This is a genomic window from Paenibacillus mesophilus (assembly GCF_005938385.1).
In the GTDB taxonomy this organism is placed as follows: domain Bacteria; phylum Bacillota; class Bacilli; order Paenibacillales; family NBRC-103111; genus Paenibacillus_AB; species Paenibacillus_AB mesophilus.
In genome coordinates this window covers 385-15,561 of record NZ_VCRA01000018.1, presented here as the reverse complement: position 1 = coordinate 15,561, position 15,177 = coordinate 385, and the positions used below count along the sequence as shown (strand labels likewise).

11 protein-coding genes and 16 tRNA genes are annotated in these 15,177 nt (G+C 53.4%); 3 read left to right on the top strand and 24 right to left on the bottom strand.

The window, feature by feature from the left end; genetic code table 11:
• Positions 1 to 138: 138 nt before the first annotated feature.
• Positions 139 to 1,317: a GNAT family N-acetyltransferase gene (locus tag FE783_RS25845; protein WP_138882264.1), complete on the bottom strand. Its 1,179-nt coding sequence runs from the start codon at positions 1,315 to 1,317 to the stop codon at positions 139 to 141.
• Positions 1,318 to 1,479: 162 nt separating this feature from the next.
• On the opposite strand from FE783_RS25845, the gene FE783_RS38440 reads away from it, so the two are divergent.
• The gene (locus FE783_RS38440) at positions 1,480 to 1,566 is read left to right on the top strand and encodes a sporulation protein YjcZ (RefSeq protein WP_138882362.1); all 87 of its coding nucleotides are present in this window, start codon (positions 1,480 to 1,482) and stop codon (positions 1,564 to 1,566) included.
• A 105-nt stretch (positions 1,567 to 1,671) separates the two neighbouring features.
• A complete protein-coding gene (locus tag FE783_RS25835) occupies positions 1,672 to 4,959 on the top strand; it encodes an ATP-binding protein (protein WP_138882263.1) in 3,288 nt (1,095 codons plus the stop codon).
• Positions 4,960 to 4,985: 26 nt separating this feature from the next.
• Here FE783_RS25835 and moaA read toward each other — a convergent pair whose 3' ends face one another.
• The 4 genes from moaA to FE783_RS25815 form a co-directional block, all read right to left on the bottom strand.
• Positions 4,986 to 5,990 (bottom strand): GTP 3',8-cyclase MoaA, encoded by a 1,005-nt coding sequence (moaA, locus tag FE783_RS25830; protein WP_138882262.1) that lies wholly within the window; start codon positions 5,988 to 5,990, stop codon positions 4,986 to 4,988.
• Positions 5,991 to 6,179: 189 nt separating this feature from the next.
• Positions 6,180 to 7,109: a sensor domain-containing diguanylate cyclase gene (locus FE783_RS25825; protein WP_138882261.1), complete on the bottom strand. Its 930-nt coding sequence runs from the start codon at positions 7,107 to 7,109 to the stop codon at positions 6,180 to 6,182.
• A 13-nt stretch (positions 7,110 to 7,122) separates the two neighbouring features.
• Complete coding sequence (locus FE783_RS25820) at positions 7,123 to 8,085, bottom strand: HD-GYP domain-containing protein (RefSeq protein WP_138882260.1); 963 nt, start codon at positions 8,083 to 8,085, stop codon at positions 7,123 to 7,125.
• 283 nt (positions 8,086 to 8,368) lie between these two features.
• On the bottom strand, positions 8,369 to 9,487 hold the full coding sequence (locus FE783_RS25815; protein ID WP_138882259.1) for a Gfo/Idh/MocA family protein: 1,119 nt from the start codon (positions 9,485 to 9,487) through the stop codon (positions 8,369 to 8,371).
• A 173-nt stretch (positions 9,488 to 9,660) separates the two neighbouring features.
• On the opposite strand from FE783_RS25815, the gene FE783_RS25810 reads away from it, so the two are divergent.
• Positions 9,661 to 10,539, top strand: a complete 879-nt coding sequence (locus tag FE783_RS25810; protein WP_138882258.1) for an AraC family transcriptional regulator — start codon at positions 9,661 to 9,663, stop codon at positions 10,537 to 10,539.
• On the opposite strand, the gene FE783_RS25805 is transcribed toward FE783_RS25810, so the two are convergent.
• The 19 genes from FE783_RS25805 to FE783_RS25715 all read right to left on the bottom strand — a co-directional run bounded on the left by FE783_RS25805 (position 10,530) and on the right by FE783_RS25715 (position 15,173).
• Positions 10,530 to 11,447: a fumarylacetoacetate hydrolase family protein gene (locus FE783_RS25805; RefSeq protein ID WP_138882257.1), complete on the bottom strand. Its 918-nt coding sequence runs from the start codon at positions 11,445 to 11,447 to the stop codon at positions 10,530 to 10,532. The two genes, FE783_RS25810 and FE783_RS25805, sit on opposite strands and share 10 nt — an antisense overlap.
• A 28-nt stretch (positions 11,448 to 11,475) precedes the next feature.
• Positions 11,476 to 12,480, bottom strand: coding sequence for a Gfo/Idh/MocA family protein (locus tag FE783_RS25800; RefSeq protein WP_158302028.1), 1,005 nt, complete (start codon positions 12,478 to 12,480; stop codon positions 11,476 to 11,478).
• A gap of 34 nt (positions 12,481 to 12,514) precedes the next feature.
• The gene (locus FE783_RS25795) at positions 12,515 to 13,228 is read right to left on the bottom strand and encodes a GntR family transcriptional regulator (protein WP_138882255.1); all 714 of its coding nucleotides are present in this window, start codon (positions 13,226 to 13,228) and stop codon (positions 12,515 to 12,517) included.
• Between the two features lie 227 nt (positions 13,229 to 13,455).
• A tRNA-Leu gene (locus FE783_RS25790) sits at positions 13,456 to 13,535 on the bottom strand.
• A gap of 3 nt (positions 13,536 to 13,538) precedes the next feature.
• Positions 13,539 to 13,615: transfer RNA gene (locus tag FE783_RS25785), tRNA-Arg, on the bottom strand.
• A 22-nt stretch (positions 13,616 to 13,637) separates the two neighbouring features.
• Positions 13,638 to 13,711, bottom strand: a tRNA-Cys gene (locus FE783_RS25780).
• A gap of 9 nt (positions 13,712 to 13,720) precedes the next feature.
• Positions 13,721 to 13,795: transfer RNA gene (locus tag FE783_RS25775), tRNA-Gly, on the bottom strand.
• Between the two features lie 40 nt (positions 13,796 to 13,835).
• A tRNA-Gln gene (locus FE783_RS25770) sits at positions 13,836 to 13,907 on the bottom strand.
• A 12-nt stretch (positions 13,908 to 13,919) separates the two neighbouring features.
• Positions 13,920 to 13,995 (bottom strand) — tRNA-His (locus tag FE783_RS25765).
• Between the two features lie 15 nt (positions 13,996 to 14,010).
• Positions 14,011 to 14,084: transfer RNA gene (locus FE783_RS25760), tRNA-Trp, on the bottom strand.
• A gap of 16 nt (positions 14,085 to 14,100) precedes the next feature.
• A tRNA-Tyr gene (locus FE783_RS25755) sits at positions 14,101 to 14,186 on the bottom strand.
• 7 nt (positions 14,187 to 14,193) lie between these two features.
• A tRNA-Thr gene (locus FE783_RS25750) sits at positions 14,194 to 14,269 on the bottom strand.
• A gap of 35 nt (positions 14,270 to 14,304) precedes the next feature.
• Positions 14,305 to 14,380 (bottom strand) — tRNA-Phe (locus FE783_RS25745).
• A gap of 35 nt (positions 14,381 to 14,415) precedes the next feature.
• Positions 14,416 to 14,492: transfer RNA gene (locus tag FE783_RS25740), tRNA-Asp, on the bottom strand.
• 53 nt (positions 14,493 to 14,545) lie between these two features.
• A tRNA-Met gene (locus FE783_RS25735) sits at positions 14,546 to 14,619 on the bottom strand.
• Between the two features lie 17 nt (positions 14,620 to 14,636).
• Positions 14,637 to 14,712 (bottom strand) — tRNA-Val (locus FE783_RS25730).
• 73 nt (positions 14,713 to 14,785) lie between these two features.
• Positions 14,786 to 14,860: transfer RNA gene (locus tag FE783_RS25725), tRNA-Glu, on the bottom strand.
• A 146-nt stretch (positions 14,861 to 15,006) separates the two neighbouring features.
• Positions 15,007 to 15,094, bottom strand: a tRNA-Ser gene (locus tag FE783_RS25720).
• A 3-nt stretch (positions 15,095 to 15,097) separates the two neighbouring features.
• Positions 15,098 to 15,173: transfer RNA gene (locus FE783_RS25715), tRNA-Asn, on the bottom strand.
• Positions 15,174 to 15,177 lie beyond the last annotated feature (4 nt).

Below are 15,177 nucleotides of genomic sequence, written 5' to 3'. Positions count from 1 at the left end.
GACGCCGGCCTTTCGTCCGGACCGAGAACAAATCCCCCAGAAGTGAAGATCTGCTTTGCGACCAAAAAGGCCGCCGGTCACCCGCCGACGGCTAATTATCCCAAATCCATTTCTTTGTCGGACCTCGCCGCCTCTAACTTAGTAATAATCCGGCAAATAAGACGAGCGCTGCGGCACGAGCCGTTCCCACCGCTCCGCTTCCGCGGCTGACCCGGTCAAACGGCCGAGCTTGTGCATAGTCCGAGGCCGCTTGTACCCCATCAGCATGGCCGCCATCGTCTGAATGTCGCAAGCCGCCAGGTTCGCCCCTTCGGCCTCGCCTTCGTCGGCTATCTCGACCGAAGCTCGGCCCGAGCCGTCGACGGTCACGCGGAACAGGCCGTCGTTCCACGAGGCGGTACGATCGGTCAGCCGCACATAGAGACGCTCCTCCCGTCCCGCCTCGAACGGATACAGCTCCGCAAACGCTTTGAAATCGACAATACGGGCGGAGAAATAAGCGATCGTCTCCTGCACGATACGCGGGTCCGGCAGCAGAAACGGCAAATCGTCGTCGGCCGGCGCCTTCAGCTTGACTTTATCGCACATCGAATCGTGATTGGCGATAAACCGCCATAGCCCTCTTCTCGCCGTTTCGTCCAGAAATGCCATTTCTCCGATATCCATCACGCGGTTTTTCACTTTATACAGCATATATCCGCGCGGATCGCCGGCATCGTCGAAATAGACGGCGGCTTGTCCCCCCTTTTGCTTGAATACGGTATGGTGCCACCAAGCTTCATCCCGGACAAGCGTCCCATTGTACATTTGCGCATAGCGGGAGTACACCCGGTCGAGAAGCCGCCAATCCCGATCGGCACGCTCCACCTTGCCTTCCGGGTGGGCCGTATGCGGCAGTTGAGACGAGGTCAGCTCATACGTTTTGTAATCGGTATACAGCTCCCAGCCGTATTTGCGGTAGAACGACACGGCGAACGGATGCAAGCAGGACAACGCCTGGCCTTCGTCCTTCATCGCTTGAAGCCCCCGCTCCAGCAGCGCCGCCACCATTCCTTTGCGCCGATACTCCGGCCACGTCGCCACGCTCGCGACTCCGCCCATGCGGAACGGCTTGCCCTGCACGTACATGCTCATGTCGTGAATATGCATTTTGGCGGCCATCTTCCCGTCAACGAAATATCCCCATATCCGGTCCGGGTTCATCCTTCGCTTCCGTTCTTCCCGTTCCTCCGCCGTTACTTCGTATTGAAAAGCGAAACAAGAAAGCGTAATGCTTTCATCCAGCTCGTCCTTGTTCAGCGTACGAATGACGTCCATGCGCCTCATCCTTTCCGTTACCATCTCCATCATCGACGATTGCCGGCTTAGCGTCAAGGCTGGGATCGACTCTTAAATGAACGCTTGTACCCTATCATACGTCCAAACATCAAGATAGCAAAGGAATATGATATATTATCCGGTTGGAAAGGAGGGTGCCATATGAGTGCTCTTGGCGGTTTCACATCGACGGGTGTAATCCTGGTTCTCTTCATTCTGCTTGTTATCGTTAGCCGTGCGTGGATCTAAACGATCGATCGCCACACTTTAGAAAGACCGGAGAATCGTACCTTTCTCCGGTCTTTCCCATTTTGTGTTAATATAGTTATACCAAGCACAGTTACGAGGAGAACGATGAAAAGCAAGATCAACCCGCTTGGGGCAGCTCTCGTGCTGCTCCTTCTTACCTTGGCGATCTACTCGCCCTTCAGAACGGAATCGCTTCCCGAGCAGCCGCTTGCGGTCAATGGGGAGCTCGATGCTTCTTTATGGGATTTCTCCGAATACGGAACGCTCCGGTTAAACGGAAACTGGACCGCCTATTGGAAACGACTGGTCGCGCCCGGCGACATGATCTCCGGCGTTCCGCTTCCCTACGAATACGCTTCCGTTCCGAAAATGTGGGACAAGCAGGGCGGCGAACCCGGCTCGCCCGCCGGGACCGGGTTCGCCACGTTTCGTCTGCTCGTTCGGCTTCCGTCCTCAGACGGGATGATGGCTCTGCGTATTCCGGCGATCGCTTCCTCGTATAAGCTGTGGATCAACGGACGGCCCTTGGCGGAGAACGGTGCGGTAGCCGCTTCGCCGGGCAGCATGAAGCCCGGCGAAGCGGTGCGAACCGTCGTCTTTCAACCGGCAGGCTCCTCGCTCGACATCGTGATTCAAATTTCGAATTTCGTCCAGCGCAAGGGCGGCATTTGGGATGCGATCGAGCTGGGCGAAGAAAGGCAGCTTACGAAGAAAACGATGAACCGGATCGCTTTCGATTCTTTTTTGTTCGGCTGCCTGCTGCTGGCCGGATTGCATCATACCGGCTTGTACTTGTTTCGGAACAAAAACAAGCTCGCGCTGTTTTTCGGGCTTTTTTGCCTGGTTACAGGCTTCCGCTCGCTATTTGTCGGAGAAGATCTGCTTATCCATGTATGGCCCGGCTTTCCATGGGAGCTTTCCCGTAAAATCGAATACATAGGCATGCTGGCCGCCGTCCCGGTGTTCATCCGCTTCTTGCACCATACGTTTCCGGCGGAAGTATCCGCAAGGTGGATGAAATATTTTCAGTACTGCGCCTTCTTGTTCGTGGGCATCGTTGTCGTGTTTCCGGCCAATATGTATACGCACCTGCTCTGTTTGTTTCAAGCATTCGTCCTGTGCGGCATCGTGTATACGTTTTGCGTGCTGCCTCTGGCAATCCGGCGGTCTCGCGCAGGAGCGGCTCCTTTCTTCGCGGCCAGCGTCGTATTCGCCCTGAGCACGATCAACGATTTGTTGTATTTCAACGGACTGATCCGCACCGGCAGCATTTCCCCATACGGCATTCTGGTGTTCGTCGTGCTGCAAACGTACATGCTGGCCCGCACGTTCTCGGGGTCGTTCGGCAAAATCGAAGAATTGTCGCGCAAGCTGCTGTCCGCCGACCGGTTGAAGGACGAGTTTCTGACCCATACGTCCCAGGAGCTCCGCGTTCCTCTCGGTACGATCGTAGGGATCGCCGAGACAATGCTCGAAAGCGCGGCCGGCGCCGGTCTAAGCGCCGTTCACCGGACGAATTTGTCGGTCATCGCGAACAGCGGCAAACGGCTCGCCGCCTCCGTCGACGACCTGCTCGATTTTTATCAGCTTCGCGACAGGCACACGATGCGGATCCGCAAAAGGCCGGTGGATTTGCAGCAAATGGCGCAGGTTGTCCTTTCCGCCAGCAAGCCGCTTGCTTTCGGCAAGGACATCGCGCTTCGCAACGAGATCGGTCCCGATATTCCGTTCGTGCTGGCCGACGAAGCCCATCTGCAGCAATTGCTCGTTCACTTGGTTTCGTTCTCGGTAGATCATTCGCATTCGAGCGTCATTGCCGTTTCCGCCCGGGAGCGGGGTACGGCGGTCGTAGTGGAAGTTGCCGTCGCGGGACAATCGCTATCGGCGGAAGAACTGTCCGCTCTGCGCGAGAAGATTGCATCGGACCGGATGCAGGGAGGGAATTCGGAAGTTGTTGTCGCTACGGCCAAGAAGCTGATCGAGCTAAACGGGGGGGAGCTCCTTATCGAAACATCGCCTCACGAGGGCATGACGTTCGTTTTCACGCTGCCCTCAAGCACCGTATATACGATGCCGATCGAGGAAGTGGACGAGAATTTGCACGCAATCGAGAATTTGCTCGCGCAGATGGTGCGCAAAGACGATTCCAGGGAGCGAAGCCCGCATATTTTGATCGTGGACGACGAGCCGGTCAACCTGCAGGTGCTGTACGGTCAATTATCCACGGAATCTTATTCGATCAGTACGGCTACGACTGGCCAGCAGGCGGTCCGGATGATCCGGGAGACGAATTCGTTCGATCTGATCATTTTGGACGCCATCATGCCGAAGATGTCCGGTTTCGAGGTGTGCCGGACGATCCGCCGCGACTATTCCTTGATGGAGCTGCCCATCCTGATGCTGTATGCCAAGAAGCAGCCGGAAATCGTCTACGAAGGATTCGAGGCCGGCATTAACGACTACATGATGAAGCCGATTGATAAGAAGGAACTGCTGACCCGGGTCAAAACATTGCTGACGTTGAAGCGGGCGATCCGCGAGGCGACCCGGCACACCGGCGAACTGGAGGAGCTGAACCGTCAGCTGACCGAGCTGAACAACGGCCTGGAGGAAAAAATCGCCGAGCGGACGCTTTCGCTGCAGCAGTCGAAGCAGCAGCTGGAAGCGATGAACGAGGATCTCGAAAGAATCGAACGGTCCCGCATCCGGCTTTTGACGAACATTTCACACGATTTGCGCACGCCGATTACGTCGATCCAAGGCTATATCGAAGCGATTCTCGACGGCGTCGTCACCGACCCGGAGGAGACGCAAAAATATTTACGGCTCATCCATTCCAAGTCGCTCACTCTAAACCGGCTCATACAGGATTTGTTCGAGCTGGCGCAGCTGGAGTCGCGCCAGGCCGCCTTCCGGATGCGGGAAGTCCTGACGACTGACCTCGTCAGGCTGGTGAAGGAGAAGTTCGAGCTGGACGTATCCGCTCGCGGCGTCCGCTTCGAGGTATGCGACACGCTCTCTCAGCCAGTCGTTTTGAATGTCGATACGGACCGGCTGGATCAAGTATTCGCCAACTTGATATTCAACGCCATCAAATTTACACCCCGTCAAGGAACGATCGTCATCGGCTTCGAGAAACGGCCGGGACGGGCGTTCAAGGACGAATTGATCGTCAAAGTGGCCGACAGCGGCACCGGGATCACCGATGAGGAACTGCCGCACATTTTCGACCGTTTCTATAAAGGAACGCCCCGGAACAACTCCAAGAAGGGGAGCGGTCTGGGACTCGCGATCGCCAAAGAAATCGTGGAATACCACGGCGGCCGAATATGGGCGGAGAGCGAAACCGGCCAAGGCTGCACGGTGTATTTCACGCTGCCGATCTTTTACTGACTTAACGGAAAGGGCTGACCGCTCGCTTATCCTCCGATCTGCGACATGCGCCTTGCGGTCGGTGTATGCGACTGCTCCGCCTTCACCAGCGCCTGCGCCATCTCGTGGTTTTCCGGCTTGATATCCAGCGCGCGATAGAAGAGACGCTCGATCGCCTCGTCGTCGCCGATCGCTTTGCGCACATTGAACTCGTCCGTCCAGTACAGACATGGCTTGATATTGCCGTCCGCGGTCAGTCGAAGACGGTTGCACGTCTCGCAGAAGTGGTCGCTGACCGGGTGAATGAGCCCGAACGAGCCGGCCGCGCCCGCGATCCGATAATTGCGGCTGGGGCCGTTTCCGTACACCGTCTCGGCAGGCTCGACCGTCCAGCCTTTGCCGGCGCATCGAGCAAGCACCTCCGATAGCGGCAAATACCGATTCCGCCAACCATCGTCATCGTGCCCAATCGGCATATATTCGATAAAACGGACGGTCACGTTCCGTTCCGTCGTCATTTGCAGAAAGTCCTCGATTTCGTCGTCATTGATCCCTTTCATCAAAACGACATTCAGCTTGATCGGGTCGAATCCGACCCGGATGCTTTCCTCCAAGCTAGCCAAAACTTTGCGGATGTCGCCGCCGCGGGTGACGAGCGCGAACCTGTCCGGACGCAGCGAATCGAGACTGATATTGACCCGGGTCACCCCCGCCGCCCGCAGCCGTTCCGCCCGCGGAGCCAAGTAGATCCCGTTCGTCGTCAGGGCGATGTCCTCGATGCCGGGAATGGCCGATAGCATGGCGACGAGCTGCTCCAAATTTTTGCGTACAAGCGGTTCGCCGCCGGTCAGCCGCAATTTGCTGACCCCTCGTTTCGCCAGCACGCGCACGACTGCGGCGATTTCGTCGAACGTCATCAGCTTCTCGTCCGGCTCGAACTCCATCCCTTCCTCCGGCATGCAGTATACACACCGTAAATTGCAACGGTCCGTAACGGAAATACGCAAATAATCGTGCACCCTCCCGAAACGATCGGTCAGTTTGGCGTCCACGGCTCGTCACCCTTCCTTTGCTCACCCTGTAAAGTCGTGATTTTACAGTTATTCCGCAAGTCTTCGCGGACATAAGCTTTTTTACCATTGTATCACACTATCTTATAAGATGACCCCACAAAGTGGAGCCCTGCTTCACGATCGAAAAGAAAAGCAGCCCGACGGCTGCTTCTGCTCTTTCTATAGCGGTCATTTCAATATCGCCGGATCGTAGAACATGTAGTTGTTGCGTCCGGATTCTTTGACCTTATACAAAGCGGTATCGACATTGCGCAGCAGCGTTGCCGCGTCTTCCCCATTAGCCGGATAAACGACGATCCCGCAGCTGACGGTGGCGCTGAATTGATGTCCGCGTGTCTCCCATGGAGCCGAGATGGCGGCAAAAATCCGCTTTGCTACTTTCTCGACGTTGGATGCCGAGTCGACAGTCGGCAGGAGTACCGTAAACTCGTCCCCTCCCATCCGGGCGACCATATCGACTTCACGGATGCATCCTTTGATCCTTGTCGCGAACGCCTTCAAAAAATCATCGCCCGCCTCATGCCCCATCGTATCGTTAATCAGCTTGAAATCGTCGATATCCAAATACATCAGCCCGAGCAAGCCGCGGCTCCGCTTCGCCTGTGCCAAGCTTTGCAGCAGATGCTCCCTGAACAGACGCCGGTTCGGCAATCCGGTGAGCGGATCGTGAAACGCGAGCTCGCGGAGCGACTCCTCCGCCTGCTTCCGCTGCGTAATATCCTTCATCAGAACGGCGATATAACCGACCTCGCCGTTTCCGCCGGCCAGCGGGATGCCCGTCGATTCGACCCACAGCCATCCCCCTCCGGCCGCTTTGTATTCATATTGGACGGATATGGGCTTGCCCTGCTTCTTGATCCGGTAAAATGTCCGAACGACAGCTTTACGGCACCTTTCATGAACGTTGTCCATATATTTAGCTATATGGGACGGCACCGATATGCATAGGTGCTGAGAGGAAGCATATACGATTTCTCCGCCCGAATCGACGATCATGATGGAGTCGGACATGGACTGGAGAATATGGCGAAGCACGTCGCTTCGTTCCATTAGCCCGGATGTAAGACGATCGAATCCCCATTGCGACATCGATTCCATGCTGATCACCTTCCTATTGGTTTAATCGATCGATATGGAGATGGTGGTTTTTCCGGAGATCAATATACTCGTCCCCTACCAAGACAGACGGATTGACCGGATCGCCGGGATGGACCATTAGAATACGTCCTATACGGCCATCGGTCAGCGTCACTTCGCTGCCTACGGACATTTCCATCATTCGCTGTACGAATACGCTGCATATGACGGGATTCAGCTTCCCGAAGCTGTCGCTGATCATTTGCTGCATCACTTGGTAGAACGGCGAGGCGTCCTTGTATACCCGTTTGGAGGTCATCGCATGAAACACATCGGCCACGGCCACGATTTTGCCGAAATAAGAGATGTCGCTTCCCTGTATGCCCTCAGGGTATCCCTTCCCGTCCTCGCGCTCGTGATGCTGCAATGCCGCAAGCGCCACCTGCCGGTCTATACCGGGCGTATTGCATATGATCTCATAGCCGAATACGGTATGCTGCTTCATGATAGCGTATTCTTCATTCGTATATTTTCCCGGCTTGTTCAAAATGTGATCGTCGATCCGGATTTTACCGACATCGTGCAAAGTCGCGGCAATCGTCAGCAGTCCCAAATCCGCCTCGCTCAGCTTCAACCATTTTCCAATCATCGTCGAGATGACGCCGACCCCGATATTGTGCCTGTACGTGTAGTCGTCTTTCGCCTGGAGGCCGGACAATACGCTGTACAAAGTAGGATATTCCGCCGCCTGATGTATGGTCGGGATTATACTGCGCTGCACTTCTTCAAGCGGAACGGTTCCTTTGCGGCGCATATAGTGGAATATTTCCTTGATTTCTTCCGTGGCCTTGGAAATAAGCGATTCATTCGTCGTATGGTGCGGCAGCTTCTCCAGTTCCAGTAAATCGAGGGGGATATGATGGCGCTCGATAAATTCGGCATGTTCCCGATTCAAGATCGTATCGCACGGAATGAGAACTACACCGTTCCCCGTCACCAAGTCCTTTATGAGTTTTCTGCCGACCAGGTTGGAAGCATTTATCCGGGTTCACCTGCCATGAGCGCGTTAGCTTTGTCCGCTGCGCGCATTAGTTCAAAAGTCTGATGAATAGGGCAAAACAACTATTTAATACCATTATATACTTGAATAATCGCCCTTTTCGCTAAAGGAAGTATAAAATTTTATTAATGAAACTTTATGAAATCTTCAAATTCCGCGGACAAAAAAACAGGCCGGACTCGTTGGTCCGACCAGCTCTTCGTATAACCGCTCATGCGGCTTATTCCCAATCCACCTTCTGAAACGTCCCCGTCTGTGCGGACTCTCTCGCTTTCAAGCATAAGAGAGCGCTTGCCAGTCCGCCATCGAGCGGGCTGATCGACTCCGCCCCGTCTTTCATGATGCCGATGAAGTTTCTCGCCAATACGCTATCGCCGCCGAAATGGTCATGTGAAGACTCTAAGCGATGCGTCTCCACCCTCGGAGCATGGTGCAGAATCACTTTCACTTCGCTCGTCATAAAGTCGAATTCGACCGTTCCTTTATAGCCGATAAATCGGGCTCCCCGGCCCCCGGCCGAACGGCGAACGAAAAAGTTTTGCGTATACGATGCATGCATGCCCGTATCGTAACGGATCAGCGCGCTTCCCGAATCCTCGTTGCCGGTATCCTCCGCGAAGGAGCAATATTCCCAAGCCGGGTTCTTTTGCGGTCCATACACCAAACTGTCCGGGCAAGTCCGGTTCTCCTCGCAATCGGCGCATTTCGTTCCGGCCGGCTTCGTCCCTTTGAACACTTGCTTGGATGTCATGGCGCATACTTCAGTCGGCGTATATCCGAGTACGTAGTTGATGTAGTCAAAATCATGAGTCGCCTTCTGGAGAAACAGTCCTCCGGTTTCGTTCTCGTCGCGGTACCAGTTATGGAAGTACACGCCGCCGTATGGTACGTTGTTGAACGCCTGCACATGCTCGACCGTGCCGATTTTCCCGGAATCGATAATTTCCTTCACAAGCTGTACCATCGACGTCACCCGCAGCGGGAACGAGACGACAACTTTGCTTTTCCCGGCCTCAAATCCCGCTTTCAGCCTGCGGGCATCCTCCATCGTAGTCGCCACCGGCTTCTCCAGGAACAGCGGGATTCCGGTAGGAAGCACCTTAAGCGCCATCTCGGTATGCAGCGAGCATCGCGTTCCGATCAGAATGCCGTCCAACTGCTCCGAAGCGAGCATAGCTTCCGGCGTATCGTACAAATCGATCCCTTCGTCCTTCTCGGCCTGCATGCTTGCTTTGCGGATGTCCGCGATCGCTTTCACGACGCACGTGGGATCTTCCTTCTGTATGCTTTTAATGACATGCTTGATTCGATTGCCGTAGCCGATTACGCCAAGCTTCATGGATCGTTCCCCCCACCTTCGTATTCCCCCCCATTGTAGAAATAAACCGGCACCAAAATCTTTGTCCCGGAAGCCGGACTTTTGGTCTTTTCCGCCGATTCGATCTTTAAGGATACCGACCGATAAGCTATGATAAACGTATATCCAAATCGCAGGACTAGGGGAATGTCCGTATGACCCATCGAAGAACGCCGCTCAGGCCCGTAATCGTCATCCACAAAATGATTACGATGTATTATTACGAATTCGGCAAGCATTTCGTCTTTAGCGGGGAATCGCACGACTTCTGGGAACTGCTGTACGTGGACAAAGGGGAACTGGAGGTGTGGGCCGATGACCGCTGTTACCGTGTGGGGCAAGGCAGCCTAATTTTCCACAAGCCGAACGAATTTCATAAATTTCACGCCGAGAACGGTATCGCCCCGAACGTCATCGTCCTCACTTTCGATTGCCGCTCTAAGGCGATGAAGCGGTTCGAGAACACGGTCATCATGCTCCGCGACGAAGAAAGAAACCTGCTTGCCAAAGTTATTAAAGAAGGAGTCGCCGCGTTCGAATTCCCGTTTCACTATCCGCTCCTCCGAAGGGCCGACGCTCCGGTCGGAGCGGAACAGCTGGTCAAGCTGCATTTGGAGACGCTGCTCATCCATCTGCTCCGCCGAAACGACTGGCACAAGGAAACTCCCAAGTTGACGAGGCCTGCCAAGGAGAAGGAATACGACGCTTTGACGACCGAGACGATCCGCTTGCTGGGCGAATCGATCGGAACGCATATTACACTGGAGCAGCTAAGCGAGAAGCTGAACGTGTCCAAGACGGTGCTGAAAGACGTGTTCAAACACAATACGGGTCAAACCGTCATGGAATTTTTCTCGTATTTGAAAATGGAGAAGGCGAAACTCCTCATCCGGGAAGCAGCGCATAATTTTACCGAAATTTCCGCTCTGCTCGGCTTCAGCTCCGTGCACGTCTTCTCGAAGGCGTTCAAACGGATCGTGGACATGACACCTTCGGAATATGCGAAATCCGTCAGGGGGCGGCTTCAAGCGTGAGCGCCGTCCTCCCTACTGAATCGGTTCACAAGCTTGCCTAGCTTCTCGATTTCTATGGCGACCTCATCACCCTGCTTCAAGTACTGCTGCTTCTCCGGGGGATAGCCCATTATAACCCCTTCCGGCGTTCCCGTCATGATGACGTCGCCCGGCTGCAGAGTGAAGTGCCTGCTAATGTAGCTGACGATTTCCCTGCACGTAAAAATCATATCCGACGTATGCGATCGCTGACGTACTTCGCCGTTCACTACCGTTTTAATTTCCAGGTCGTTCGGATTGCCGGCCTCGTCTGCGGTCAATACGTAGGGTCCTAACGGACAGAAAGAGTCGCATGTTTTCCCGAGCATCCATTGACCGGTTCGAAGCTGCCAGTCGCGTGCGGACACGTCGTTAGCGGCGCAATAACCGAATACGTAATCCAAGCTGTCGTCTATGGATACGTTTCGCGCCGGTTTGCCGATGACGATGGCAAGCTCCGCTTCGTAATCCACCTTGGCCGTGCCGGCGGGAATCAGTATAACGGCTCCGTGTCCGGTTAAAGTATTGTTGAACTTGTTGAATAGCACGGGGTATTCGGGAATCGGCATGTTCGTTTCATGCGCATGCTTTCTGTAATTAAGGCCGACGCATATTATTTTTTGCGGTGCATCCACGCACGGACCCCAATTGATCCGAGATTCGTTCAAACGATAAGGCGCATGCTCATCCAACGGCAAGGAGGCGATGTAGCGGTGTAAAGCTTCGTATTCAGCCGTGTCCAGACGAATAACTTCGGAAACCGTCTTCGGGAGCGTCTTGGACCGGTTATAAGGATAAGTACGGACGGCTTGCTCCAGATCGATAATCCCATATGGATCGACAATGCCTGCTTTCAATGATCCGTCTTTGTAAAAGTTCATCCATTTCATAATCTACACTTCCCCGGAATATGGTCTCTTACCCTATAACGATTTCTTTACCGGCGTCGGCAGATTGAACGATCGCATCGGCTACTTCGACACCGTGAATGGCGTCCTCGAACGAAATATAGTCCGGGGCGATCCCGCGGTTCAAGCAATCGCAAATATAAATAAGCTGCTCCCGCAAGGAGCCCGCCGTTTGCTTATGCATCGTCTTGATATGAATATTCGTATCCGGAGTCGTTCTTCCGCTCCCGTTCCAAATTTGCAGCCCGGAATTGGACGTTTCAAAATGAGCGGTACCTTTGCTCCCGATCACCTCGATTTGATCGGCGATGGCGATGCCCGCCTTGTCCGGAGTCATCCAGTTGCTGTGCAAATGGGCCAGTGTCCCGTTCTCGAATTCCAGGCATGCCCACAGCACTTCCGGAACATCCGAATTCGTAACCGATCTGCCGTGCGCACGAACCGATTTTACCCGGCTTCCCGCATACCAGATGGCCAGATCTATATCATGAATCGTCAGTTCATAGACGGTATGCGTCCGCCGATAAGTCGCAAACAGCTTGTTCTCCCTGGACCGCTTCATATACATGCTGACAGGCTGTCCGATTTCTCCGGCATTTATAGCCCGCTTCATATCCGCATACCGCGGGTCGAACCGCAAAAGATGGCCGGGCAGCACGTAACGTCCGTATTCCCCGGCGACTTTCCTCATCTCCAGCGCTTCACTCTTTCTTGTAGACACCGGCTTCTCGACGAGCACATGCTTGCCCGAACGCAAAGCTTTGACGGTAGGTTCGAGATGCATCTTCTCGAACGTCACTACGCTGACCAGATCAATATCTTCTCGCTCCAGAAGTTGCTCGTAATCCGTGTAGCAATGGCGTACGCCGTACTCGGCTTCCGCATGCTTCAATCGATCCGCCCTCGTATCGCATACCGCCACGACTTCCGCGTGCGGCAAAGCATGGAACGCCTCCAGATGGCATTCTCCCCAGCTCCCCAACCCGATAATGCCGACTCTGACTTTTCCCGACATGGCTTGCATCCTCCTCAATGTTGAAACAACCGCATTACATAAAGTCTTCGTTCTGCCACATCGACTGCAGTCTGTCCTTGACGCTCGTTTCGTTTCTGTGCAGAACTTCCATGCATTCCGTATACGAGCGGTAAATGTGCTTGCGCATAACTTGTTCGGCATGAACGGGATCTCTTTTCAACAACGCTTCAATCAACTCGCGATGATCGTCATATTCTTTTTGCTTCGTAGTAGCCATGCCAAGAATACGGTTAACCAACTCGATCTGGAACGATATGGACTCGTACACTTTGATTAATCTCGAATGGTTGGATAACCTAATAATACTTTGGTGCAAAAATAACGAATCCTTGAGCAAGCTTGGAACCGATTCGTCGTTCAATTTCGCTCCCATATTATCGTAAAAATCGGCCAGCTCCCGTATCTCAACATCTGTCGCATGCTGTGTCGTCAGATGAATAGCAAGTCCTTCGAGCGACGATCGAAGCGAATAAACCTCGGATATATCTCTCGCCTCAAGCTTATTGACGACAGGCCCTTTGTTCGGAACGATCGTAATAATCCCCTCGCCCGACAAATGCCGAATGGATTCCCGTACCGGGGACTGACTGATGCCGAACTCCCTCGCCAGCTTCATCTCGACAATCCGATCTCCCGGATTTAGCTCGCCGTCTAAAATCTTTCGCTTTATAAGAGCGACAAGATCTTCACTTATATTTTTCTTTTCCAATAAAAACTTGCGCTCCATCTTGAATCAACTACTTTCTGAGTTAGGTGCAAAAAGTAATGGGTAAATATTATATATAATATATTATAGTTTGTTTAGCGGGGTCAATCTATTTTTTCGAAACATACATTGATTTGTTTGATGGAGAAATCGATTACCATAATATCGCATCAGAATGAAACCAATCCAGCTGAAAACACAAAAAGCTTATGAAGATCTGATGATCTTCATAAGCTTTTTGTTAGTAGTGCCGGTGAAGGGACTCGAACCCCCACGGTTTCCCTCACGATTTTGAGTCGCGCGCGTCTGCCAATTCCGCCACACCGGCGAGTGGCGTGCCCTAAGAGATTCGAACTCCTGACCTTTTGATTCGTAGTCAAACGCTCTATCCAGCTGAGCTAAGGGCACATATGCTGTTCTTAAAAAATGGTGGAGGCGCCACCCAGACTCGAACTGGGGGTAAAGCTTTTGCAGAGCTCTGCCTTACCACTTGGCTATGGCGCCGAATTAAGATGGAGCGGACGACGAGATTCGAACTCGCGACCCTCGCCTTGGCAAGGCGATGCTCTACCACTGAGCCACGTCCGCATATAACTGATAAATCCCCATTAGTGCATTAAGAGTAAAACTGGGGATCTAGGATTCGAACCTAGGCATGACGGAGTCAAAGTCCGTTGCCTTACCGCTTGGCTAATCCCCAATAAGAAAAATATGGGGCGATCGATGGGACTTGAACCCACGAATGCCGGAGCCACAATCCGGTGCGTTAACCCCTTCGCCACGACCGCCATATGATATTGTTCTGGCAGGGGCAGCAGGAATTGAACCCACACTAACGGTTTTGGAGACCGCTGTTCTACCTTTAAACTATGCCCCTATATTGGAAATATGAATGGTGGAGGATGATGGATTCGAACCACCGAACTCGTCAGAGAACAGATTTACAGTCTGCTGCGTTTGGCCACTTCGCTAATCCTCCGTATATCTGGTGCCGCCGAGAGGACTTGAACCCCCAACCTACTGATTACAAGTCAGTTGCTCTACCAGTTGAGCTACAGCGGCATACATACAAGGCCAAAAAGTGTGATGTGACTTAATGGTGGCTCGGGACGGAATCGAACCGCCGACACGAGGATTTTCAGTCCTCTGCTCTACCGACTGAGCTACCGAGCCTCAAATGACTGAGGTTGTCCGTATGAAACAAATAATGGCGGAGCTGACGGGATTCGAACCCGCGGTCTCCTGCGTGACAGGCAGGCATGTTAGGCCTCTACACCACAGCTCCGCGATAAAACATTTCCTAAGGCAACGACCTATTAGTGCTGCTTTGGAATTTAATTGCGGGGGCAGGATTTGAACCTGCGGCCTTCGGGTTATGAGCCCGACGAGCTACCGGGCTGCTCCACCCCGCGTCGTTATAAGGAACATATGGTGGACGCTGACGGGATCGAACCGCCGACCCTCTGCTTGTAAGGCAGATGCTCTCCCGGCTGAGCTAAGCGTCCATATTGTAAAGTGACAAGCTTTAATATATCAAATATTCAAACAAAAAGCAACTAAACTTTTTTAAAGTGAAAATGGTGACCCGTAGGGGATTCGAACCCCTGTTACCTCCGTGAAAGGGAGGTGTCTTAACCCCTTGACCAACGGGCCTTATTGTAATGTTGAAGTGAAGTACGGAGAGAGAGGGATACTCTCGGCCTAATGGCCTTCGAGACTGCGAAGCTTATGCTTCCGAAGTCTTGCTCCGACGTCCCCTCTGGTCGGGTTCTAATCCCTCGAACAGAGAAGTAATGCTACGGAGAGAGAGGGATTCGAACCCTCGAGACGCTTTTGACGCCTACACGATTTCCAATCGTGCTCCTTCGACCACTCGGACATCTCTCCATATGGCTCCCCGAACAGGACTCGAACCTGTGACAACTCGGTTAACAGCCGAGTGCTCTACCAACTGAGCTATCAGGGAATGG

Bases quoted from the DNA above. Each gene is read 5' to 3' on its own strand.
- FE783_RS25845 (WP_138882264.1), bottom strand. From the start codon at position 1,317: ATGGACGTCATTCGTACGCTGAACAAGGACGAGCTGGATGAAAGCATT.
- FE783_RS38440 (WP_138882362.1), top strand. From the start codon at position 1,480: ATGAGTGCTCTTGGCGGTTTCACATCGACGGGTGTAATCCTGGTTCTC.
- FE783_RS25835 (WP_138882263.1), top strand. From the start codon at position 1,672: ATGAAAAGCAAGATCAACCCGCTTGGGGCAGCTCTCGTGCTGCTCCTT.
- FE783_RS25825 (WP_138882261.1), bottom strand. From the start codon at position 7,109: ATGGAATCGATGTCGCAATGGGGATTCGATCGTCTTACATCCGGGCTA.
- FE783_RS25815 (WP_138882259.1), bottom strand. From the start codon at position 9,487: ATGAAGCTTGGCGTAATCGGCTACGGCAATCGAATCAAGCATGTCATT.
- FE783_RS25810 (WP_138882258.1), top strand. From the start codon at position 9,661: ATGACCCATCGAAGAACGCCGCTCAGGCCCGTAATCGTCATCCACAAA.
- FE783_RS25805 (WP_138882257.1), bottom strand. From the start codon at position 11,447: ATGAAATGGATGAACTTTTACAAAGACGGATCATTGAAAGCAGGCATT.
- FE783_RS25800 (WP_158302028.1), bottom strand. From the start codon at position 12,480: ATGTCGGGAAAAGTCAGAGTCGGCATTATCGGGTTGGGGAGCTGGGGA.
- FE783_RS25795 (WP_138882255.1), bottom strand. From the start codon at position 13,228: ATGGAGCGCAAGTTTTTATTGGAAAAGAAAAATATAAGTGAAGATCTT.